Origin of the sequence: Solimonas fluminis (assembly GCF_002930645.1) — a bacterium.
Taxonomy (GTDB): Bacteria; Pseudomonadota; Gammaproteobacteria; order Nevskiales; family Nevskiaceae; genus Solimonas_A; species Solimonas_A fluminis.
This window is the reverse complement of record NZ_PSNW01000001.1, coordinates 327,885-350,172: the sequence shown is the minus strand read 5'-3', so window position 1 is coordinate 350,172 and position 22,288 is coordinate 327,885. Positions and strand designations below refer to the sequence as shown.

22 protein-coding genes are annotated in these 22,288 nt (G+C 63.3%); 17 read left to right on the top strand and 5 right to left on the bottom strand.

The genetic code is table 11. From position 1 onward, the window contains the following. Window positions 1-4: 4 nt before the first annotated feature. Window positions 5-943 carry a glycosyltransferase gene (locus C3942_RS01715; protein WP_104228603.1) on the top strand — a complete coding sequence of 313 codons (939 nt, stop codon included), beginning with the start codon at window positions 5-7 and terminating at the stop codon, window positions 941-943. Here the strand turns inward: C3942_RS01715 and C3942_RS21940 are convergent. Beyond that, the gene (locus C3942_RS21940; protein WP_133164211.1) at window positions 926-2,236 is read right to left on the bottom strand and encodes an O-antigen ligase family protein; all 1,311 of its coding nucleotides are present in this window, start codon (window positions 2,234-2,236) and stop codon (window positions 926-928) included. The two genes, C3942_RS01715 and C3942_RS21940, sit on opposite strands and share 18 nt — an antisense overlap. A gap of 204 nt (window positions 2,237-2,440) precedes the next feature. Between C3942_RS21940 and C3942_RS01710 the strand changes: the two genes are divergently transcribed. From C3942_RS01710 to C3942_RS01685, 6 genes are all read left to right on the top strand, one after another. Continuing rightward, a complete protein-coding gene (locus C3942_RS01710; protein WP_104228602.1) occupies window positions 2,441-3,532 on the top strand; it encodes a glycosyltransferase family 4 protein in 1,092 nt (363 codons plus the stop codon). Between the two features lie 10 nt (window positions 3,533-3,542). Continuing rightward, window positions 3,543-4,325, top strand: a complete 783-nt coding sequence (locus C3942_RS01705; protein WP_104228601.1) for a hypothetical protein — start codon at window positions 3,543-3,545, stop codon at window positions 4,323-4,325. A 13-nt stretch (window positions 4,326-4,338) separates the two neighbouring features. After that, window positions 4,339-5,559, top strand: a complete 1,221-nt coding sequence (locus C3942_RS01700) for a glycosyltransferase (RefSeq protein WP_104228600.1) — start codon at window positions 4,339-4,341, stop codon at window positions 5,557-5,559. Between the two features lie 29 nt (window positions 5,560-5,588). Continuing rightward, window positions 5,589-6,485, top strand: coding sequence for an SDR family oxidoreductase (locus C3942_RS01695; RefSeq protein WP_104228599.1), 897 nt, complete (start codon window positions 5,589-5,591; stop codon window positions 6,483-6,485). A 49-nt stretch (window positions 6,486-6,534) separates the two neighbouring features. Continuing rightward, complete coding sequence (locus C3942_RS01690) at window positions 6,535-7,617, top strand: glycosyltransferase family 4 protein (protein ID WP_165797273.1); 1,083 nt, start codon at window positions 6,535-6,537, stop codon at window positions 7,615-7,617. A 144-nt stretch (window positions 7,618-7,761) separates the two neighbouring features. Next, window positions 7,762-9,744, top strand: a complete 1,983-nt coding sequence (locus tag C3942_RS01685; protein ID WP_104228597.1) for an acyltransferase family protein — start codon at window positions 7,762-7,764, stop codon at window positions 9,742-9,744. A 210-nt stretch (window positions 9,745-9,954) separates the two neighbouring features. Here C3942_RS01685 and C3942_RS01680 read toward each other — a convergent pair whose 3' ends face one another. From C3942_RS01680 to C3942_RS01665, 4 genes are read right to left on the bottom strand one after another with little or no spacing between them, the layout of a single operon-like run. Continuing rightward, entirely contained in the window at window positions 9,955-10,740 is a 786-nt protein-coding gene (locus tag C3942_RS01680) for an SDR family NAD(P)-dependent oxidoreductase (protein ID WP_104228596.1), read from the bottom strand. 29 nt (window positions 10,741-10,769) lie between these two features. Next, a complete protein-coding gene (locus C3942_RS01675; protein WP_104228595.1) occupies window positions 10,770-11,204 on the bottom strand; it encodes a low molecular weight protein-tyrosine-phosphatase in 435 nt (144 codons plus the stop codon). A 43-nt stretch (window positions 11,205-11,247) separates the two neighbouring features. Continuing rightward, window positions 11,248-12,093: a 3-deoxy-8-phosphooctulonate synthase gene (kdsA, locus tag C3942_RS01670; protein ID WP_104228594.1), complete on the bottom strand. Its 846-nt coding sequence runs from the start codon at window positions 12,091-12,093 to the stop codon at window positions 11,248-11,250. Window positions 12,094-12,140: 47 nt separating this feature from the next. Continuing rightward, the gene (locus C3942_RS01665; protein ID WP_104228593.1) at window positions 12,141-12,911 is read right to left on the bottom strand and encodes an inositol monophosphatase family protein; all 771 of its coding nucleotides are present in this window, start codon (window positions 12,909-12,911) and stop codon (window positions 12,141-12,143) included. A 55-nt stretch (window positions 12,912-12,966) separates the two neighbouring features. Between C3942_RS01665 and C3942_RS01660 the strand changes: the two genes are divergently transcribed. From C3942_RS01660 to C3942_RS01615, 10 genes are all read left to right on the top strand, one after another. After that, window positions 12,967-13,785 (top strand): RNA methyltransferase, encoded by an 819-nt coding sequence (locus tag C3942_RS01660; RefSeq protein ID WP_104228592.1) that lies wholly within the window; start codon window positions 12,967-12,969, stop codon window positions 13,783-13,785. 45 nt (window positions 13,786-13,830) lie between these two features. After that, on the top strand, window positions 13,831-14,649 hold the full coding sequence (gene cysE, locus C3942_RS01655) for a serine O-acetyltransferase (protein WP_104228591.1): 819 nt from the start codon (window positions 13,831-13,833) through the stop codon (window positions 14,647-14,649). Between the two features lie 137 nt (window positions 14,650-14,786). Then, complete coding sequence (gene galE, locus C3942_RS01650; RefSeq protein WP_104228590.1) at window positions 14,787-15,764, top strand: UDP-glucose 4-epimerase GalE; 978 nt, start codon at window positions 14,787-14,789, stop codon at window positions 15,762-15,764. 7 nt (window positions 15,765-15,771) lie between these two features. Further along, window positions 15,772-16,893, top strand: a complete 1,122-nt coding sequence (locus C3942_RS01645; protein ID WP_104228589.1) for a cysteine desulfurase family protein — start codon at window positions 15,772-15,774, stop codon at window positions 16,891-16,893. Then, window positions 16,890-18,428: an aminotransferase class V-fold PLP-dependent enzyme gene (locus tag C3942_RS01640; RefSeq protein WP_104228588.1), complete on the top strand. Its 1,539-nt coding sequence runs from the start codon at window positions 16,890-16,892 to the stop codon at window positions 18,426-18,428. Before C3942_RS01645 ends, C3942_RS01640 begins: the two co-directional genes overlap by 4 nt. Then, window positions 18,425-18,748 (top strand): HesB/IscA family protein, encoded by a 324-nt coding sequence (locus tag C3942_RS01635; RefSeq protein ID WP_104228587.1) that lies wholly within the window; start codon window positions 18,425-18,427, stop codon window positions 18,746-18,748. Before C3942_RS01640 ends, C3942_RS01635 begins: the two co-directional genes overlap by 4 nt. Window positions 18,749-18,898: 150 nt before the next feature. Further along, complete coding sequence (gene ndk, locus C3942_RS01630) at window positions 18,899-19,330, top strand: nucleoside-diphosphate kinase (protein ID WP_104228586.1); 432 nt, start codon at window positions 18,899-18,901, stop codon at window positions 19,328-19,330. 4 nt (window positions 19,331-19,334) lie between these two features. Then, window positions 19,335-20,444 carry a dual-specificity RNA methyltransferase RlmN gene (rlmN, locus tag C3942_RS01625; protein ID WP_104228585.1) on the top strand — a complete coding sequence of 370 codons (1,110 nt, stop codon included), beginning with the start codon at window positions 19,335-19,337 and terminating at the stop codon, window positions 20,442-20,444. A gap of 151 nt (window positions 20,445-20,595) precedes the next feature. Then, entirely contained in the window at window positions 20,596-21,345 is a 750-nt protein-coding gene (gene pilW / locus C3942_RS01620) for a type IV pilus biogenesis/stability protein PilW (RefSeq protein WP_104228584.1), read from the top strand. Further along, window positions 21,335-22,279 carry a RodZ domain-containing protein gene (locus C3942_RS01615; protein WP_104228583.1) on the top strand — a complete coding sequence of 315 codons (945 nt, stop codon included), beginning with the start codon at window positions 21,335-21,337 and terminating at the stop codon, window positions 22,277-22,279. Before pilW ends, C3942_RS01615 begins: the two co-directional genes overlap by 11 nt. Window positions 22,280-22,288 lie beyond the last annotated feature (9 nt).

Below are 22,288 nucleotides of genomic sequence, written 5' to 3'. Positions count from 1 at the left end.
CGCGATGAAGCTCACCATCGCGCTATGTACCTACAATCCCAAGCCCGTGCTGCTGCGACGGGTCGTGGACGCGATCCTGCCTCAAATGGCCTCGCGTCACGATGTCGAATTCATGGTGATCGACAACAACAGCAGCCCTTCGGTGCAGGAGTTGGGCGTGCTGGCCGGATTGCCCTTGCGGATCCTGCGGGAGCCTCGGCAAGGGCTTACGGCGGCGCGCGAGGCGGCGATCGCCAACGCTCAGGGTGAATTGATCCTGTTCGTGGATGACGACAACATCCTTGACCCGGGATATCTCGACCGTGTCATCGAATCCTTTGCGGACGAAAAGCTGGGTTTGCTCGGCGGGGCGATCTATCCGGAGTACGAAGCGCCGCCACCAAAGTGGTTCCTCGAGTATGAGAACCTCATAGCGATTCGTCGCTATCCCAGTTCCCTGCGCGTCACGACGGCCGATTTCCGGCATTCCGATTTCTTTCCGGTCGGTGCAGGCTTCGCCGTGAGACGCTCCCTTGCACGATCCTATGTGGAAGATTGTGACAGGGATATTCGCATTGAAGGGCGCAAAGGCGCCGCATTGTCGTCCGGGGAGGACATTGACCTTGCGCTGTACGTGCTGAGTCAGGGGTATTCCCTGATGGTAACCGGCGCACTGCGCCTGCTCCATGTGATCCCGTCTGGCCGCGTAAATGAAGCTTACATCCGCAGGCTTGCCCGCTCCGGGCTGGTGAGTTCGGCGGAAATTGAGAAGAAATGGAGCAAGCGGTCGAATAGAGGAGTGTTCCCTTTGCTCGCTTGGCCACGCCGGAAAGTGCAGTTGCGACGTGGGATCTTTTGGCTTTTGTCTCCACTATCGCCCAAGTACAGGATCAAGCGAGAAATCTTCTCCACCCTCTTAAAATTGCAGCACACGAATAAGCTGGGGTCAGTGACTGGAAGTTAAATGCCGGGCAACAACCTGTACCTGAGCTCTCTCCCGACCCGATCTCCGCAATAGAGACATAATTGAAAGAAGGATAAGCAGTATCCAAGGTTGATAGATGGAGAGTGTGACCTCGGTCAATCCATTCGCAGCCAGAAAAAGCAGCATCGCTTGTGCTGCAGGGGGGCGCCAATCATCTATCGCTGCCCTGCTCATTACTCCGAGCGAGCGAACTGTTGTGAATAGAAAGAGCACGAGAGAGGCGAGACCAACGTAACCGACATCGAGGACGGTTTGCAGGTAGGTATTGTGGACCGATATGAGTTCCGGGTGTTCACCAAAGTCTTTGAACAGCATCTCATACAGGCGTGAGATGCCAGAGAAGAATTGGCCGAACTGGCCGTATCCAAAGATTAGTTCGGAATTGAAGCGTGATATCTCAGCAATACCTGCCGCCCAAATAATTTCCCTGTTCGTAAATGTTGATTGACCGTCTCGAGCTGCAACGGTAAGAGACTCGAGAGAGTCGGTCATCAGCAGCAGAGATGCCGAGAGCATCCAAAGGGCAAGAAGGCCGAAAGTTGAAAGTCGTGGGGTAAGCAACACGCCTGCAGCTGCTGTTATCGCGAAGCCTAGCGCCGCGCGACTATCGGAGAGAAGACAGCATATGATCGGTACTAAAATGAAGACCCACGCACGCCAATTTCGTCGACGCACCTTGTTGAAGTAAATCAACCCAGCTGACAAAACTGCTCCCGCTATAACGCTATAGTTGTTCACGCCCCATGCCATCGGGAATAGCACGCGATTTATTGAAATGCCAAAGTACGACAGGATGACAGACTGCTCCTGCACGCCGCGGGCATCTTGGGTGGCATTGGCAAATCCCAGCATGAAAAGAAGCAAATTGATAGCGCAATAAGCAACCAATGCGCCAATCGTTGCAGTAAAGAGGTCTGGAAGTTGAGTGCTTCTGGTGGAGATAATATGCCAGGAGCCTGCAGCTAATCCGATCATGACTGAAAAGAGTAGGGAGCGATAGCTAATTGCCGCGATGACGCTATCTTGACTGAGGTACCCCCGTACGAGAGCAATTGCTAGCAGCAACAAGTAAACAATTCCGAGAGTGACAACCATCCCTTTCCTCTGAGGAACTAATGGTTTGCGATTGAGTTGAAACTCCCAGGCTTGCAAAACCGGAATGCTAACTACGGCTAAAAAAATGAGGTTCCAAAGCGGGCCAGCGCCAATGGATGCCATTCCTGGAATTAGGACCGCCAGCATTAAAGCTGCATAGCAAAGAATATTAATCACTGTTGGTTTTCTGCTAATTTAGGATAAATCTACATCATTCCCCTGCCGAAGTCTCTTGAGCATAAGCTACTGCTGTGAGGCGCCAGCTGGATAATTCTGAAATTTTCTCAGGGTCGCCCTGCTTGGCGTTCGACATCTTAGCCCTTAAGACGCTTCACTATGGGCATTTAGTTGAAGGCCTAAAATAATTTAAAGTATTCTGCGATGAAAATGCGGGTTCTGCACATTATTTGCTTTACGGGAAACTCGGGGCTTACCGACTATGCCTTGAGCCTGCATCGGGAGTTGTCAACCCGTTTTTCATCCACATTGCTCACGAATCGGAATTTCCCGGGGAATGAAAGCGGAGTCCATAAGTTCTTTGGCCGGACTCGCAATTATCCTCTGTCGCTGCCCTCCTTCCTATTGCGGGAGTTGTTCTGGCGGCGCCCGGAGGTTCTCGTCTTCCAATCCTGGCTCAAATTCCCTTTGCTGGAGTCCGTGGCGGTACGGTGCCTCAGGTTGGGCGGTGGCAAGCTGGTGTTGACGGTGCATGACACCTTGCCCCACTACCCAAAGCCCTGGAGCAGGCTTTCAGTCCGCAGCTATTTTTCTGCGTTCGACGGTTTGGTGGTGCACTCCCAGGTCAGTGCGGATACGGTTCGCAAGCTAGGCTACAACGGCAAGATCAGTATTATCCCCCACGGCTCTTACAGTCTGTTCAACAAGGGGCGCCTCGGACGTGACGAGGCTCGAGCCAAGTTGGGGATCGCAGAGGACATCTTTGTGGTTCTTTTCTTCGGCCATGTGGATGAAAGAAAGGGTTGCGTGGAGTTCGTCCATGCTGCGCGAGTTTTTTCGCCTGCTGAGGCTGTTTTCATTGTGGCGGGATCACCTGATTTCGGCGCTATTGCTGCGCGCGAGTTTCGAAAGGAAGTGCTAGCTCCCTCAGTGAAGGCAATGCTGGGTCGAGTGCCGCAGGATGAGGTGGAGACCTTATTCCGTGCGGCAGATTTGGTGGCCCTACCTTACCGAGAAGGTTCGACCAGCGGTGTTTTCAAGCTCGCAGTCGAGTTTGGAGTGCCGGTGGTCTGTACTGATGTAGGTGATCTAGGCGACGCTGTCAGGCAGGGCACCGCATTCGGCATTCCTGCTGGGCCGGATATCGCATCTAATCTGTCACGAGCGATCAGGCGGATGATTGATGAGCCTCAGTTGCGGGCGGTCTACGCAGCCAGGATGGTGGAAGAGCGTACACGCACTAGTTGGACAGTGGTCGGAGAGCAGTATGCGAGCTTCATCAACTCGATCCTCTAGGCTCGGGCAGATGTTCCGCGTGGCCTGTACGGCTGTACTGCTGGGAATGGCTGGCCTGAGTCCTGCCGGTCAGGATCCGGCTCGTTCATACGGCCTGCGGGAACTGTTGCTTGAGGATATGCGGCTGCCGCACGAGCAGTCGCCGAGCGGTGTGCCTGAACAGTGGAACTGGGGGCGCAGCGGACGCGTGGGCATGGGCAACCAGCCAGCCGATTTCCGCGCGTTCATACCCTGGGGCCAGATCTACAAGGTGCGCGGAAGCAAGGTGCCCGCCGGGGTCCAGGTCGAGGTCCGTCGCGTGCTGGCGTGCGTCCTTCCTCGGGGAGCGGGTGCTCGGTGGAAGGTGCTCTACAAGGGTCGTGGCGTCACGGGACATGCCTATGTCGAGGATTACAAGGGCGATCGTTCGAGGGATACGCTCATCTCGCAGTTGCCGGATGGCGTGACCAGGATGCAGTTCCTCGATGGCTACAACCTGCACTTCTGGCCCACTGCCGGCCGGGTGGAGATCGATCCTTCCAACATCCAGGGGCTGTATGTCTCGATGCAGGCCCGTTGGGTGGAGGGGACCGGCGGGTCCTCTCCGCCGCCGCTGATGCTCAGCGCCGGGGCGGACTACTGGCTGAACAAGACGGCGAAGTGGGATCAGCACAAGACCAACAACGACGCTGCCATCGGGCGGTTCAGGATGCTGGGCCCCGAATGGCGTACGTTCACGATGGCGACCGTCGGGGCGGAGGTGCTGGATCGATATCCGCCCGATTGCAGCTACGGCACCGCAGGGAGCCCCTGACCGGGACCGGCCGATGCCAACCCTGCTGAACATCAACAGCTATCACTACCCCAAGGGCGGGGCGGACGCGGTCTACCTGCGTCATGCGGCCCTGATGGCCGAAGCCGGCTGGGAGCCGGCATTCTTCTCCATGGTCCATGAGGAGAACCTGCCTTCGGAGTGGAGCCCGTATTTCGTCAGCGAGATCGAGTACGGCAAGTCCGGCTCGAAGCTGGATCAGCTGGCCGCCGCCGGCAAGATCATCTATTCGCTCGAAGCCCGCGCAAAGCTCAAGGAGCTACTGCGGGCGCGGCGGCCGGATTTCGCCCACGTTCACAACATCTACCACCACATTTCGCCGTCGATCCTGGGACTGCTGGCGGAAGAAGGCGTTCCCTCCGTCCTCACTGCGCACGATCTCAAGCTCCTGTGTCCGGCCTATACCATGCTGACCGGGGGCGCGGTTTGCGAGCGCTGCAAGGGCGGCAGGCTGCATAACGTGGTGGCGCATCGGTGCATGAAGGGCTCGCTGGCGCTGAGTGCCCTGATCTACCTGGAATCCAGCGTGCACCGCCTGTTTGGGTTGTATCGCGACCATCTGGCTCGCGTCATTCTTCCCAGCCGGTTCTACCTGGCCAAATTCCAGGAATGGGGCTGGCCGGCGGAGAAGTTGACCTATATCCCAAACTTCATAGAGGCCGATCAATATACTGCGCGGCCGGATCCCGGCGGGTATTTTCTCTATTTTGGCCGGCTCTCTCCGGAAAAAGGGGTGGCAACCCTGTTGAGGGCCGCAGCCCTGGCACAGGTTAAACTACGGATTGCCGGGGCCGGGCCTGCCGAGGCGGAGTTGCGGGCATTGGCTGATGCCACCGGGGCACAAGCGGAGTTCCTTGGCGTGGTCCGGGGGGCGGCGTTGAGCGAACTGGTGTCGGACAGCCGCTGCGTGGTTCTCCCCAGTGAGTGGTACGAAAACGCCCCCATGAGCGTTCTGGAGGCCTTCGCGATGGGCAAGCCGGTGTTGGGCGCCGACATCGGGGGAATCCCCGAACTGGTGCGGCCGGATGAAACCGGCTTCCTTTTTGCATCGGGGGACGCGGAGCAGCTGGCGGCAAGGATGCGCCATATCCAGGGCCTGCCGGCCCCGGCCTTGAGGGACATGGGGAACCTGGCCAGCCGCTTCGTGCGGGATAGGTTCTCTTCCAAGGTGTATCAGGACGCCATGCTGGGGCTTTATTCAGCATTGCGGGCATAAACCCTTACTTTTGAATGGTTATACGGAAAATGTCTAAGATTTACATGGCAGGTAGCGGTGGCATGCTGGGACAGGCGTTCCACGCGGTGTTCCAGGAGTCCCACGAGCTCAAGTGCACCGACAAGGACGTGAACGACAAGTGGTTGTCGTTTCTCGACTTCCGTGACCTCGAGGCCTACCGCAAGGACGTCGAGGCGTTCAAGCCGGACTTCCTCTTCCACCTGGGCGCCCACACCGACCTGGAGTACTGCGAGCGCAATGTCGAGGACGCGTACCTGACCAATACCACGGCGGTGGAAAACGCCGTCTGGATCGCCAACAAGCTCGACATCCCCCTGCTGTACATCAGCACCGCAGGCATCTACGACGGCCGCAAGGACACCTACGACGATTGGGACCTGCCCAATCCCCTGGGTCACTATGCCCGCTCCAAGTACATGGGTGAACTGTATGTGAGCAGCAATGCCCGCCGGCATCTGATCTGCCGCGCCGGCTGGATGATGGGCGGCGGTCCCGCCAAGGACAAGAAATTCATCTCCAAGCTCATGAAGCAGCTCAAGGGCGGCGCGAAGGAGCTCAACATCGTTTCGGACAAGCTTGGCACGCCGACCTACACCATGGACTTTGCCGCCAACGTCAAGGCGCTGGTCGAGAAGGAGTACTGGGGCCTGTACAACATGGTCTGCGAGGGCACCACGGGCCGCGTGGAAGTGGCCAAGGAACTGGTTTCCGTGCTGGGCCTGTCGTCCAGCATCAAGGTCAACGAGGTCTCGTCCGACTTCTTCAAGGACACCTACTTTGCGCCGCGTCCGGATTCGGAGCGTCTCATCAACCGCAAGCTGGCACTGCGCGGCGTCAACCTCATGCGCGATTGGCGCGTGGCCCTGAAGGACTACGTGAACGCTGCGTACTCTTCCTACCTGTAACGGCCGGGCAGCCATGCGGATTGCTGCATTCGGATTCCGGTCCATCCCCATGCGACCCGGCTGCGCAGGGGCGGACAAGTTCGCCAGCGAATTGCTGCCCAGGCTGGTTGCCCAGGGGCATCAGGTCACGGGATACAACCGCCTGTATCCCGGAGAGGAGCCCCTGGCCTCCGAATTCGGCGGGGTCCGGTTGAAGCATTTCAAGACCATCAGCCGCAAGGGATTCGACACGCTGTTGCATTCCTTCAAGGCGACGGTGGATATCGTCCGGAACGACACGGCTGACGTCGTCCATATCCAGAACGGTGGAAACAGCATCTTCGGCCTGGTGCTGAGGCTGTTCGGGAAGAAGGTTTTCATCAGCCAGGACGGCGTGGACTGGAAGCGCGACAAGTGGCCCTGGTACGGCAAGCTGTACCTGTATCTGTCGTCCTACCTGACGGCACATGGTCCGTCCCAGGTCATTTTCGACAACGTCTTCATCAAGCAGGAATTCGAGAGGCGGTTCCGCAAGCAGTTCGAGTTCATCCCCTTCGGCAGCGAAGTGGGGGGTGGTGCCGGCGACGATGCGCAGGTGCTGGCCGAATTCGGGCTGAAGGCGGGCGAGTATTTCCTGTTCGTGGGGCGCTTCATTCCGGACAAGGGCCTGCAGTACCTGGTACCTGCCTTCGAAAAGGTGCAGACGGACAAGAAGCTGGTACTTGTGGGCGGCTCGCCCAATCCCAGTCCTTTCGAGGCGCAGATCAAAGGCACCCAGGATCCCAGGGTCGTGTTCGCGGGATTCCTGTATGGCAACAAGACGCATGCCTTGATGCGCAACGCCTACGCCTATATCCAGCCATCGGACGTCGAGGGCTTGTCGCCGGTGATCCTGGAGAACATGGGCCTCGGCACGCCGGTGATCTGCAGCGATATCAAGGAAAACCAGTTCGTCGTTGGCGAACACGCCGTCCTGTTTGCCAAGGGCAGCATTCCGGACTGCCAGGCCAAGCTGGAGTATGCGCTGGGCAGTCCGGACCGGCTCCGGAGCAATGCCGGCAAGGCACGCGCCCGTGCGGAGGCGCTCTTCAGCTGGGACGCCGTGACCACTGCGCACGTCGAGGTGTTCAACGGCCGCGCATCAGGATATTGAGAAGCGCGGCGGGCCTGAACCTTGCAGCAGAGGCTTAATACTGCCATGTGAGTCATGTGCATGATTGCCCAAGGTCGTTCATGGGCGTCGTAGTTGGAAACGGGGGCGTGGTGGCTCTTGCCGATCGTGGCGTCAGGGAAAGCAATGGATTTTAGAAAGGATATCAACGGAGTCAGAGCCGTCGCCGTGCTCTCCGTGCTTTTGTTTCACTTCGGAGCAGATTTTTTCTCGGCAGGTTTTGTCGGGGTTGACATTTTCTTTGTGATTTCTGGCTTTTTGATGTCGAGAATAATCTTCTCGGCATTAGACCGGGGCGATTTCACGATTAAAGCTTTCCTGTGGGCTCGAGTGATCCGGTTGTATCCTGCATTGCTTTTTGTTGTCTTGGCTGTTTTTGCGTTTGGTTATTTTTTTGTGGAGCCCGTTGCATTTAGAGGCCTTGCTGCTCACGGCCTTTCTTCTCTATTGTTTTATTCCAATCTTGACTACGCTGCCGAAGCTGGTTACTTCGACTCCGCTTCGGGTCTCAAATGGTTTCTTCACACGTGGTCTCTTTCAGTCGAGTGGCAGTTCTACATACTCTACCCGCTGGTGCTGGTACTCCTGCGACGATTGATGCGCCCAGGGCTGCCTAGAATTGCTTTTCTTGGTGTCGGCTTCTTACTTTCACTACTGGCAGCAGTCATCTGTGGCGTATATGAAGGCTCTCCGAGAGTAGCCGCGCTAGGCTTTTACTCATTGCCCAGCCGCGCTTACGAAATGATCGCTGGGGGGCTTTTGGCAGCTACGCATGATGCTCGCCGCCATTTTTCAGTGGGATGGCGTAGATTGCTTGAAACGACGGGATTGGCGTTTGTAGCTATCACGCTGGTTCTGTTTGACCCATTGACTCCTTGGCCTACGGCGCATGCGCTACTTCCTTGTGCGGCGACCGCGCTGATTCTCTTTGCCGCAGCCGAGCGCTCGCTTCTTTCTCATCCGCTGTTTCAATTTTTTGGGAACATCTCTTACTCGCTATACCTGTGGCATTGGCCCGTGGCCGTTGCGCTTCACTACCACAATCTCGAAGGATGGGAGTGGAAGACTGCAGGGCTGGGGTTAAGTGTCATGCTAGGGTGGCTCTCCTACATATTCATCGAGAACCCCTCGCGGATTTACTTCCGCGGAGAAGGTATGTCGAGGCGTGCTCTATCTCTCATGGCTGTATCCGCAACGGCGGTGGTCATTTCATTAATGGTTTTTAGTAATAACTTGCCCAAGCTTACAGAGAGCGAGGAGTTCCTGTTTGTCGATGCGTCTTCGGCAGGGGAAGACCGTGGGTATCCGATTCAGGAATGCGGCGGATTTCCTCGCGGCAATTTGCGTCCTTGCTTGCTGGGTGACGACGCCCTGCACGCAGACACCGTGATATTCGGGGATTCTTTCGCCGAGATGTGGTATTCCAGAGCTCAGCATCTTTTGCGGACGTCAGGGGCATCGGGCGGGATCATCTTCCTAACGTACGGTGGGTGCCCTCCTATTTCAAACGTTGAGCGTCGGGAAGCAGGCTTCAATTGCGCCGACTTTCACAGGAGTGCGCTTGATTACATCAAGTCAAAAGGAGGAATCAAGAAAGTTATTATTGTGTCTATGTGGACTGCTTATTTCGGCAAGCACAAGACAAACACTGTATATCGCGACGGGGATGCGCAGTGGTTACTAGGTACGTCTGAAGGATTTCGGCGGGCTACGCTTAGTTTGGAGCGTGATATCCGCGGGCTTGAGGCTGCGGGAATCGAGGTCTATCTCTCGACTACGTCACCCTATCCGGCATTTGATGCTTCATCCCGAATACGGAAGGCGATCTTTCGAGGTGAGAGGATGAATGACATAGAGTTTGATTTTTCTAGCGTGACTGCTAATTCCATGCCGATTGATGCCGCTATTCAGAGTTTGGCGGCTCCGATGGTTCATGTTATACATTTGGGCCGAAATTTCTGTGTGGGAGATGTTTGCTCGGCTACGCGGAATGGCAGATCACTCTATTCGGATGGCGCTCACATGCGTGGATCTGTGCTTGCCGAGCAACCATCCGCATTGGATTCCGTTTTGTTGCGCCCGATGCCGAGAGTTGGCGTGCTCCCTTGACAGCATTGTGAGTGGGGGCAGTCAAAGAGTCTGATGGACTGCACCCTAATATTTGGTTGGTGCAACAGGTGCAGGGCTGGTCGAGGGTTTTCCGGACTACTGCGCATGGTCGCGACAGGCCTCTAATCCCCGCCTGGTAATCACTTTGATTCTGCTAGGCGCTCACTCCGTCGGGAAATTTTGTCAGATGGGCGTGTAAGGGCAGGTGGATCAGGTCCAACCCCCATCGACCACGAATTCCTGCGCCGTGCACATCCGGGCGTCATCCGAGGCCAGGAAGAGCGCCATGGCCGCGATGTCCTGCGGCTGCAGGCGTTCGGCGAGGCACTGATTCCTCGCGATTTCCTGCTCCCCCTCGGGAGTCAGCCAGAGCTTCATCTGCCGCACGGTCATGACCCAGCCGGGCGACACCGTGTTGATGCGGATTCCCAGCCCCCCCAGTTCCTTGGCCAGCCCTCGGGTCAGGCCATTCACCGAAGACTTGGCGACCGCGTAGCCGGGATATCCGCCGGCCTTGTTCTGCCAGCCGGTGGAGCCCAGGTTGATGATCGAGCCGCCGCCCATGCGCTTCATGCCCGGGACTACGGCCTGTATCGAGAAGAATGCCGGACGCTGGTTGATGGCCATGCGTTCATCCCAGTAGTCCGGTGAAACATCCAGGAGCTGGTGCCGGTCGTCGCTCGCGACGTTGTTGACCAGCACGTGAAAGTCGCCGAGCTCCTGGGCCGCCTCGTGGATCGCGGCCTGCAGATCCCCGACGGACCGGACATCGCACTGGCGCCACCATGGCTTCAGATGGCCCTGCTTGGCTACGCGATCCGCCAGCAGCGCACTGGCTTCTGCGGCGATATCGATGAACGCGACCTGGCAGCCCTGCTGCGCAAACGCCTCGACCATGGCCTCGCCGATGCCGGTCGCCCCGCCGGAAATGAAGATCCGGCGCCCGGCCAGGCTGGGATACACCGCTCTCATGGGGTCAAGGGTCGTGCTGGGCATGGGGCTTTCCGGGTTGAACGCTGCAAATCTCAAAGCCGCTTGAGCCAGTCGGCGGTGCCCCGCTCGATGTCCGCATAGGCCTTCTCGAATGCCGCCTTGGGCAGGCGGTAAGGATCGGCAACATCTGCGTTCTGGCTCCACTTGAGATACTTGTGGACCCGCCCGCGCAGTTGCGGGTACTGACGGCTGATCCAGTCGATATGGCTTTGATCCATGGCCAGGATCAGGTCCATGGAAGACAGCAGCGGCAGGGTGGCCTGCTGGGCTCGATGCTCGCTGATGTCGACTCCCTTCTCGATCATCACTTCGCGCGCCGTGGCGTCTGCCTGGTGCCCGACCAGGGCTCCAATGCCAGCGGAAAGCACCAGCTGGCCGGGGCGTTTGAGGCCTGCACGCAGCAGGGCTTCCCCCATGGGGCTGCGGCAGATGTTTCCGGTGCAGACGACGAGAATCTTGTCGAACATGGCTGGACCCGCGGAGCGGATATTGGAAAGGCGGCGGGGCAGGTTACTGGATGTCGAGCGGAGGCAGGCTCTTGATCAGATCGTCAATCACCTTGATCTGCGTGAGATAGCCCTCCAGCAGGTTCAGCGGCAACGCGCTGGGGCCGTCACAGCGGGCACGGTCAGGGTCTTCGTGCGCTTCCAGGAAGATGCCCGCAATGCCAAGCGCGATGCCCGCGCGCGACAGTTCCAGAAGCTGCTTCCGGCGTCCGCCGGAGGCCGCGCCTCCTGCTTCGCGATACTGCAGGCTGTGGGTGACATCGAAGATCACCGGGACATTCCCGCTGGACTCGCGCATGACCCTGAAGCCGAGCATGTCCACCACCAGGTTGTCGTAGCCGAAGCAGCTGCCTCGTTCGCAGAGGATGACCTGGGAGTTCCCCGCCTCCCTGCATTTCTCGGCGATGTGCTTGACCTGGCTGGGGCTCATGAATTGCGGCTTCTTGACGTTGATGGGCTTGCCGGTCTTGGCGATCGCCGTCACCAGGTCGGTCTGTCGAGCCAGGAAGGCCGGAATCTGGAGCACATCCAGTACCTGTGCGGCGGGCTTCACCTGATCCACTTCATGGATATCCGAGATCACCGGCACGCCAAAGCGTTCCTTGACGGCCGAGAAAATCCGAAGCCCTTCCTCCAGGCCCACCCCGCGGTAGGAGTGGAGCGAGGATCGATTGGCCTTGTCGAAGGAGGCCTTGAAGACGAAAGGGATATTGAGCTTGCGGGTGACCCCGACGAAATGCTCGCAAGCGGCCAGCGTGGAATCCAGATCCTCGAGAACATTCAGCCCGCCGAACAGCGTGAAGGGGCGATCGTTTCCGACGATGACGGAGGAAGTGACAGAGACGTCCATGGGGCCTCGCTGCAGCAGGCGGCTGCTATGGGAAGGTAACCGGGCTGCTAGACAAGCAGCCCATGAATCGAATCGAAGAGCTTGGGGGTGCTGACGAAGACATTGCCGGTGCTCATCGGGTCCAGCTTTTCGTCGAACAGTTCCCGGCTGATGCCCCCCGCTTCCTGGACCAGCACGAGTCCCGCGGCGACGTCCCAGGGCTTCAGCCCGATCTCCCAGAACGCGTCCAGGCGCCCGGCAGCGACGTAGGCGAGATCCAGCGCGGCGGAGCCTGCGCGGCGTACGCCGGAGGTCTTCGCGGCGATATTGCGCAGCTGGGGGAGGTAGGGGTCGAGGTTTTCCTCGCGCAGGGGGACGCCCGTCCCGACCAGGGCTTGCTCCAGATCCTTGCACTGGCTGATGCGGATACGCCGGTTGTTCAGGAGCGCGCCGGCGCCGCGACTGGCGACGTACAGATCCTGGGTGCAGGGGGCATAGATCACGCCGTGTTCCAGCCGGCCGCGGACCTGGATGCCGATGGAGACCGCGAAATGCGGGATGCGGTGCAGGAAGTTGGTGGTGCCGTCCAGCGGGTCGATGATCCAGGTGACCTCGTTCTCGCCCTGGGCGCCGCTTTCCTCGGCCAGGACGGCGTGCTGGGGGTAGGCCTTGCGGATGATCGCCAGGATTTCCTGCTCGGCGCCGCGGTCCACCTGGGTGACGAAATCGTTGCGGCTCTTGCGCTCGATCACGAGCTGATCGGAGCGCTCGAAGTGGCGCATGATGAAGTTGCCGCCCGCCCGGGCGGCGGAAACGGCGATATTGACCAGCGGATGCATGGCGGGACCGGAAGGAATGGAAAGGAGCGAAGAAGAGGACGATAGAATATCACGCATGTCCGCCCAAACTGACTCCGCCTCCGTCCCCGAAGCCCCCCCGAGCCCCCTGGCAAATCTCCGCGTCGTCCTGGTCTCCACCCAGCATCCGGGCAACATCGGCTCGGTGGCCCGGGCCATGCTGACCATGGGCCTGACCGAGCTGGTGCTGGTCAACCCGGAGCGCTACCCGCACCCCCAGGCCCGTGCCACCGCGGCGGGCGCCCTGGAGGTGCTGGAACGTGCCCGGGTCACCGCCAGCCTCGACGAGGCCCTGGTGGGCTGCGGCTGGGTCGTGGGCCTGTCGGCCCGGGTACGGCACCTGGGTGACGAGCCGCTGACCCCCTGGGCCACCGCCGAGCGGGCCCTGGGCCTGTCGACCAGCGCCCCGGTGGCCCTGGTCTTCGGCTGCGAGCGGACCGGCCTGACCAACGAGGAGCTGGACCGCTGCCATGCGCGGGCCCTGATTCCGGCCAACCCCGGCTATACCTCGCTGAACCTGTCGCAGGCCGTCCAGATCATGGCCTATGAGTTGCGCAAGGCCGCTTTCCCGGAGGTGCCGAAGGTCTCCGGCAAGGAGGGCCATCCCTGGTACGAGCCCCCCTCGGCCGATGACCTGGAGCGCTACTACGAGCACCTGCAGCGCATCCTGCTGTCCACCGGCTTCCTCGATCCGGCCAATCCCCGGCACCTGATGCGGCGCCTGCGCCAGTTCTACGGCCGGGCCATGCCGGACCGCAACGAACTCAACATCCTGCGCGGCATCCTGACCTCCTTCGAGCGCCCCAAGGGGCGGCGCATCCCCCTGGCGCCCGCGGACGAGGCCGGCGAGGAATAGCGGAACGGTCTAGAATCCGCGCCTCATTGCGACCCCGAGACCGTCATGTTCGCCCGCATCCGTGAAGACATTGCCAGCGTGTTCCAGCGCGACCCTGCCGCGCGCACCACCTGGGAAGTGCTCACCTGCTACCCGGGCCTGCACGCGGTCTGGATGCACCGCGTCGCCCATGCCCTGTGGATCCGCGGCTGGCGCTGGCTGGCCCGCTGGATCGCCCATTGGTCGCGCTGGATGACCGGCATCGAGATCCACCCCGGGGCCAGGATCGGCCGCCGCCTGTTCATCGACCATGGCATGGGCGTGGTCATCGGCGAGACCGCCGAGATCGGCGACGACGTCACGCTGTACCAGGGCGTCACCCTGGGGGGCACCAGCTGGAACCAGGGCAAGCGCCACCCCACGCTGGGCGACAAGGTCGTCGTCGGCGGCGGTGCCAAGGTGCTGGGGCCGTTCACGGTGGGCGAGGGGGCGCGCATCGGCTCCAACGCCGTGGTGGTGAAGGAGGTTCCTCCGGGCGCTACCGCGGTCGGCATTCCGGCGCGGATAGTGCAGGAGCAAGCCGAGCCCTCGGACCAGGTGAAGGCCATTGCCCAGACCCTGGGTTTCGATGCCTATGGCCTGTCCAGGGACATGCCGGACCCGGTGGCCGGGGCGATCTCGCGCATGCTCGGCCATATCCAGGAACTGGACGAGCGGGTGGTGCAGCTCTGCAAGGTGCTGCACCAGCTCGACGCCCGCATGCCGGAGGCGGAACTGTCCAGGCTCGACCTGCCGGGTTTCTGCGGGGACGGGCCGGTCCTGAAAGGCGAGAGTCCGCTGGACCCTCGCGATGACCGGCGCCCGGAGCCGCCGCCGCGCGCTTGAAGGCCGCTGCGGCGCGTCCGGGCGCGGGCCGGATGAAAGTTTCATTTCGCCAGGGACGGCGTCCGCGGTCCGGCCGGCTTCATGGAATAGCCAGGCGGACCTTCGCCTAGATGAGCATTCCAGGAACAAGAGGGTAGATGACGAACGTTCTCGTGGTAGGCGGTGCCGGCTATATCGGCTCGCACATGTGCATGCGCCTGCAGGAAGCCGGTCACGCGGTGACCGTGCTCGACAATCTCGTGACCGGCCATCGGGCCGCGGCGCAGTGGGGCGAGTTCGTCCAGGGCGCCATGGACGATGCCCCCCTGGTGGCGGAGTTGCTGCGCCGCCGCCGGATCGAGGTGGTGATGCACTTCGCCGCCAGCTCCCTGGTGGGACAGTCGGTGGCGCAGCCCTACGACTATTACCGCAACAATGTCGTGGCCACCCTGGGCCTGCTGGAAAGCATGCGCGCCGCAGGCGTGGACCGCTTCATCTTCTCTTCCACCGCCGCCATCTTCGGCGAGCCCAAGAGCGAGCTGATCGATGAAGGGCATCCCTGCCGGCCGATCAATCCCTACGGCAAGACCAAGCTGGCGGTCGAGTACATGCTGCAGGACGCCGCGGCGGCCTACGGCCTGCGCGCCGTCGCCCTGCGCTACTTCAATGCCGCGGGCGCGGACCCCGGCGGGCGCATCGGCGAGAGCCACGAGCCCGAGACGCACCTGATCCCGCGCCTGCTGCGCAAGGCGGCGGGCGAGGCCCTCGACGTGCAGATCTTCGGCGCGGACTACCCCACGCGCGACGGTTCCTGCGTGCGCGACTACGTCCACGTCTGCGACCTGGCCGACGCCCACCTGCACGCCCTGGAATTCACCGGGCAGCACACCGGCTTCCACAGCTTCAACCTCGGCAACGGCAGCGGCTACACGGTGTTCGAGGTGATCCGGGCGGCGGAGCAGGTGATCGGCCGGTCGCTGGACATTCCCGTGGGGCCGCGCCGCGCCGGCGATCCCGCCGTGCTGGTCGCCAGCAGCCGCAAGGCGCACGATGTGCTGGGCTGGCGCCCGCGCCATACCGGCATCCACGAGATCGTCGCGGACGCCTGGCGCTGGCACCAGCAGCCCGGGTTCTAGAGCGCGCATGCCCAGCTACCTCGACCACAACGCCACCACCCGCGTCGATCCGCGCGTGCTCGAGGCCATGCTGCCCTATCTCTCGGGCCCCTACGGCAACGCCTCCTCGCTGCACCGCTACGGACGCGCCGCGCGCGACGCGGTGGAGCAGGCCCGCGCCCAGGTGGCGCGGCTGATCAATGCCCAGCCCGGTGAGATCCTCTGGACCTCGGGCGGCACCGAGTCCAACAACCTGGCGCTCAAGGGCAGCACCGATCGCGCCGCGCCCACGCGCCTGCTCTACGGCGTCACCGAGCATCCGGCGGTGATGGAGGCGGCCGAGTCCCTGAAGGAGCGCGGCTGGCAGGTGGAGCCGGTGGCGGTGGACGCGCAAGGGCTGGTCGACTGGCCGGCCTTCGAGCGGCAGCTCGCCGCCGGGCCGGTACGCCTGGTGGCCCTGATGCGCGCCAACAACGAGACCGGCGTGATCCAGGACGTGGGCCGGGCGGCGGCCCTGGTCCATGCCGCCGGTGCCTGGCTGCATGTGGACGCGGTGCAGGCCGCCGGCAAGATCCCGGTGGATTTCGAGGTCCTCCAGGCCGACCTGATGAGCCTGTCCAGCCACAAGATCTACGGCCCCAAGGGCATCGGCGCGCTGGCGGTGAAGAGCCATGTCGAGCTGACGCCGCTGCATCACGGCGGCGCCCAGGAGCGCGGCCTGCGCGGCGGCACCGAGAACGTCGCCAGCATCGTCGGCTTCGGCGTCGCCGCCGAACTGGCGCTGCAGGAGCTGGACGAGCGCGCCGCCCGGGCCCTCGAGCTGCGCCGGCGCCTGGAGCGGGGCCTGAGCGCCTTGCCCGGCATCCGCATCTTCGGTGCCGGCGCGGAGCGCCTGCCCAACACCCTGCAGTTCGCGCTCGCCGGCTACGATGGCGAAGCCCTGCTGATGCAGCTGGACCGCAAGGGCTTCGCGGTTTCCAGCGGCTCCGCCTGCGCCAGCGGCCTGGGCGAACCCAGCCATGTCCTGATCGGCATGGGCCTGGACCGGGACACCGCCAAGGGTGCGATCCGCGTCAGCCTGGGCAAGGACAACACCGCCGCCGAGGTCGACCAGTTCCTGCAGGCCCTCGGCAGCTTCGCGGCGCCATGATCTACCTGGACCATGCCGCGACCACGCCGCTGGACCCCGCGGCGTTGCAGGCCATGCTGCCCTGGCTGCAGGGGGAGGTCGGCAATCCCGCCTCCGACCATGCCTGGGGCCATGCCGCCCGTGCCGCCGTCGAGCGCGCTCGCGGCCAGGTGGCGGCGCTGCTGGGGGCGCAGCCCGAGGAGATCGTCTGGACTTCCGGCGCCACCGAATCCAACAACCTCGCGATCAAGGGCGCCCTGGAATTCCGCGGCCTGCGCGGCGCGCATCTGGTGACCGCCCGCACCGAGCACAAGTCGGTGGTCGACAGCGTGCGCCAGATGGAGAGCCAGGGCCTGCGCGTCAGCTGGCTCAAGCCCGATGCCCAGGGCCTGATCATGGTCGAGCAGGTGCTGGCGGCGCTGGCCCCGGACACGGCCTTGGTCTCGCTGATGTGGGTGAACAACGAAACCGGGACGATCAACCCGGTGGAGGCGCTGGCGCCGCGCCTGCGCGAGCGCGGCATCCTGTTCCATGTCGATGCCGTCCAGGCCGCCGGCAAGCTGCCGATCGACCTGTCGCGCGCGCCCATCGACCTGCTGTCGCTGTCGGCGCACAAGCTCTACGGCCCGCAGGGCATCGGCGCGCTGTTCGTGCGCAAGCGTCCGCGCGCCCGGCTGAGTCCGCAACTGCATGGCGGCGGCCACGAGCAGGGCATGCGCTCCGGCACGCTGCCCACGCACCAGATTGCCGGTTTCGGCGAGGCCTGCCGTGTCGCCGGCGAGCGGCTGGCGGAGGAGGGCGCTCGCCTCGCGGCGCTGCGCGACCACCTGCAGCAGCGCTTGCAGCAGGTCCTGCCGGGCCTGCACCTCAACGGTCACCCGCAGGATCGCGTACCCGGCATCCTCAACCTGTCCTTCGAGGGCGTGGAGGGCGAGAGCCTGCGCGCCAGCCTGGGAGACCTGGCGGTGTCCAGCGGCTCCGCCTGCTCCTCCGCCACGCGCGAACCGTCCTATGTGCTCCGCGCCCTGGGCCGCGACGACGAACTGGCCGGGGCTTCGCTGCGCTTCTCCCTGGGCCGCGGCACGACGGCGGCCGAGGTCGATCGGGCCGCGGCGCGCGTCATCGAGGCCGTGGGGGCCCTCCGCGGGATCGCGGGAGCCGGTTCTGCCGTGCCCGTTACCCCCCCCGTCAACGCCCATGGCTACCCGGCAGCGGTCTGGGCGGCCTTCAGCCACCCGGTCCACGCCGCCGACCTGGGCGAGGGAGCCGTGGCGGCCACCGCCGGCAGCCCGGCCGGCGCGCTGCGGCTGCGCCTGCAGGCACAGCTCCAGGGCGGCCGGATCGTCCGCGCGGCCTTCCAGGCCTATGGCTGCCCGGTCACCCTGGCCGTCGGGGAGTGGCTGGCCGGCTGGCTGGAGGGCCGCAGGCCGGGGGAACTTCACCTGTCGGCGGCCGATCTGAGGACTGCGCTTGAAATCGGCGACGACAAGGCCCAATGTGCCTTGCTGGGTGAGGACGCCGTCCTGGCCCTGGAACGACAGATGAGCTTGGCATGACGATTCAACTGACCCCCAGCGCCGCCCGGCGCATCGAAACCCAGCTGGCCAGCCGCGGCAAGGGCCTTGGCCTGCGCCTCGGCGTGCGCAAGTCCGGCTGCTCCGGATATGCCTATGTCCTTGATTATGCGGATGAAGTAAAGCCAGGCGAAGAGGTCTTCGAGCAGCATGGCGCCAAGCTGGTGATCAATCCCGAGCACCTCCCGGTACTGGCTGGCCTGACCCTGGACTTCCAGAAGCAGGGGCTGAACGAGGCCTTCAAGTTCCTCAATCCCAACGTCAAGGGCGAGTGCGGCTGCGGCGAAAGCTTCACCGTCTGAGAGGCGGGTATAAATAACCCCTGCCGTGCAATTGCCGCACTGCGGCAATAAGCTTTACAATTCCTTGTTTTATGAGGGCTTATGGCCCGGCCGGATCGCAATCGGCCGGCCTGTGCCCGCTTCCTCCCGCCTTTTCAAGGAGTTTCACCCGTGGCTGTCGAACGCACCCTTTCCATCATCAAGCCGGACGCCGTCGGCAAGAACCACATCGGCGAGATCTATTCCCGCTTCGAGAAGGCCGGCCTGAAGATCGTCGCCGCCCGCATGAAGCACCTGACCCCGGGCGAGGCTGAGGGCTTCTATGCCGAGCACAGCGCGCGCGGTTTCTTCAAGGACCTCGTCAGCTTCATGACCAGCGGCCCGATCGTCGTGTCCGTGCTGGAAGGCGAGAACGCCGTGCTGGCCCACCGCGACATCATGGGCGCCACCGACCCGAAGAAGGCCGCGCCGGGCACCATCCGCGCCGACTTCGCCAGCTCGATCGACGAGAACGCCGTCCACGGTTCGGACAGTCTCGAGAGCGCCAAGCGCGAGATCGCCTACTTCTTCCGCACCACCGAACTCTGCCCGCGTACGCGCTAAGCCCATGACCGCCACCTCCGCGAACGCTCCCGTCAACCTGTTCGGCCTCGACCGGACGGAGTTGCGCGCGCGCTTCGCGGAGGCCGGCGAGAAGCCCTTCCGCGCCGACCAGATCATGCACTGGATCTACCGGCGCGGGCAGGGCGACTTCGAGGGCATGAGCAACATCTCCAAGGAGATGCGCGGCAAGCTGTCGGAGCGCTTCGAGATCCGCACGCCGGAGCTGGTCACCGAGCAGGTGTCCCAGGACGGCACGCGCAAGTGGGTGCTGCGCCTCGACGGCGGCAATGCCATCGAGACGGTCTACATCCCCGAGGAAGGCCGCGCGACGCTGTGCATCAGCTCGCAGGTCGGCTGCGCCATGGACTGCTCGTTCTGCTCCACGGCGCAGCAGGGCCTCAACCGCAACATGACCACGGCGGAGATCATCGCCCAGGTCTGGTTTGCGGCCCGTACCCTGGGCGGCGATTTCCAGAACGAACGCGTCATCTCCAACATCGTCTTCATGGGCATGGGCGAGCCGCTGGCCAACTACGGCGCGGTGCTGCCCGCGATCCGCATCCTGCTGGACGATTTCGGCTTCGGCATGTCCAAGCGCAGGGTCACGGTCTCCACCTCCGGCCTGGTGCCGTTCATGGACCGCCTGCGCGACGACGTGGACACCGCCCTGGCCGTGTCGCTGCACGCGCCCAACGACGCGCTGCGCAACCAGCTGGTGCCGATCAACCGCAAGTACAACATCGAAGAGCTGATGGCGGCCTGCCGCCGCTACGTCGAGGGCAAGGACCGCAAGACGCACATCGTCTACGAGTACGTCATGCTCGACGGCGTCAACGATTCCCCCGCGCTGGCGCGCGACCTGGCCAAGCTGCTGGGCAACATGCCGGCCAAGGTCAACCTGATTCCCTTCAACCCCTTTCCGGGGGCGGACTACCAGCGCTCGAAGCCGGAGACCATCCGCGCCTTCGGCGAAATCCTGCGGGCCAAGCGCATCATCACCACCACGCGCAAGACCCGCGGCGACGACATCGACGCGGCCTGCGGACAGCTCGTGGGCCGCGTGCAGTCGAAGCAGAAGAACCGTCTGCGCGACATTCCCGTGAGGTTCACATGAATCCGCAGGCCAGGCCCGGACGCGCTGACCCTTGCATCCCCGCTGCGCGGGGCCCCTGCGCGGGCGGGCCGAGCCCCTGCGGGCAGCTCGTGGGCCGCGTGCAGCCGGAGCAGAAGAACGGCCCGCGCGACATCCTCGTGAGGTTCGGCTGATGCGCTTGCTCGCCGCAGCCTTCTGCGCCCTCCTCCTGGCCGCCTGTGCCTCCGGCGGCCCCAAGGGCAACAAGCAGGAAGCGGCACGCATCAACACGCAGCTGGGCATCGACTACGCGCGCAACGGCCAGCTGCAGCTGGCCGAGGAAAAGCTGCAGCGCGCCCTGGAGCAGGATTCCTCCAACGCCCTGACCTACGCGGCGCTGGCCTTCGTCTACCAGCAGCGGGGCGAGGCGGCGCCGGCCGAGCGCAACTACCGCCGCTCGCTGTCCTTGAATCCCGACGATTCCCAGGTGCGCAACAACTTCGGTGCCTTCCTCTGCGGCCGCGGCAAGAACGCCGAAGGCGTGGAGTATTTCCTGCAGGCCGTGCGCGACCGGCGCTATACCACCCCCGAGGTGGCCTGGACCAATGCCGGCGTCTGCTTCCGCACGCAGGACCCGGACAAGGCCGAGGGCTACCTGCGCGAGGCGCTGCGCATCAACCCGGGCTTCCCCGACGCCCTGTCGCAGATGATCGCCCTGTGCGTGCAGAAGCAGGACTACCTGCGTGCGCGTGCCTTCGTGCAGCGCTACGAACAAAGCGGCGCCCCGGCTTCTCCGCAGGTGTTGTGGCAGGCGGCGCAGGCCGAGGGCGCGCTGGGCGACTGGGATGCCGCCCGCAAGTACCAGATCCGATTGAAGCGCGAGTTTCCCGATTCCGAGGAGGCCGCCATGATGCTGAAGACCTACCAGACCGATGAACGCTGAAAACGAAACCCAGACGACGGGCGAGCTGCCCGCAACGGCCACGGAGGCCAGCCCCGGCGCCATGATCCGCCAGGGGCGCGAGCGCATGCATCTGTCGCTCGACGAGCTGGCCGGCGTCACCAAGCTGTCGTATCACACCATCGAGTCGCTCGAGCGCGATGACTTCAACGCACTGCTGGAGCCGGTCTACGTACGCGGCTACTACCGCAAGTGCGCCAAGGTGCTCGATATCCCGGAGAAGGCTCTGCTCGACGCCTACCAGGCGCGCGTGGCGCCGAAGCAGCCGCTGCCGCCGGCCAAGCTGAGGCTGGCTTCCGGCGCCGACCTCGGCTCCGCCAGCCGCCTGCCGGTAACGCTGGCCATCGCCGGCGCCGTGGTGGCGGTGCTGGTCTGCGCCGTGGTCTGGTTTGCGCGTGGCAGCGGCCAGCCGGCGCCGCAGTCGGTGGATGCCGGCCAGGCCTCCATTGCAGTCACCGGCGAGCCGCAGGCGACGGTCCCCGCCACCGAGATCGCCGTGCCGCCCGCCACGCCCGCGGAAGTTCCGGCCACCGCCGCGCCCGACGCGACCCTGTCGGCTCCCGCCGCGGCCCCGGTGGAAGGTGCCACCGCCGCAGCCGCGGCGACGCCTGGCGGCACGGCTCCGGCCGCGGCCTCCGTGGCGGCACCCGCCGCGGCTCCCGCGGCCTCGGCCGGCTCGGCCGTGCTGAGCTTCACCGCCACCTCCTGGGTGCGCGTGGACGATGCCAGCGGCAAGACCCTGTTCAACGGCCTGGCGCAGCCCAATGAGTCCCATGTGCTCAATGGCGCGCTGCCGCTGAACGTGTTCCTGGGCAATGCCCCGGCGGTGAAGGTCGAGTTCGGCGGCAAGCCTTTCGATACCCAGGCGTTCCAGCGCGACAACAAGACCGCGCGCTTCACGCTGCCGGCACGCTGAGCAAGGACG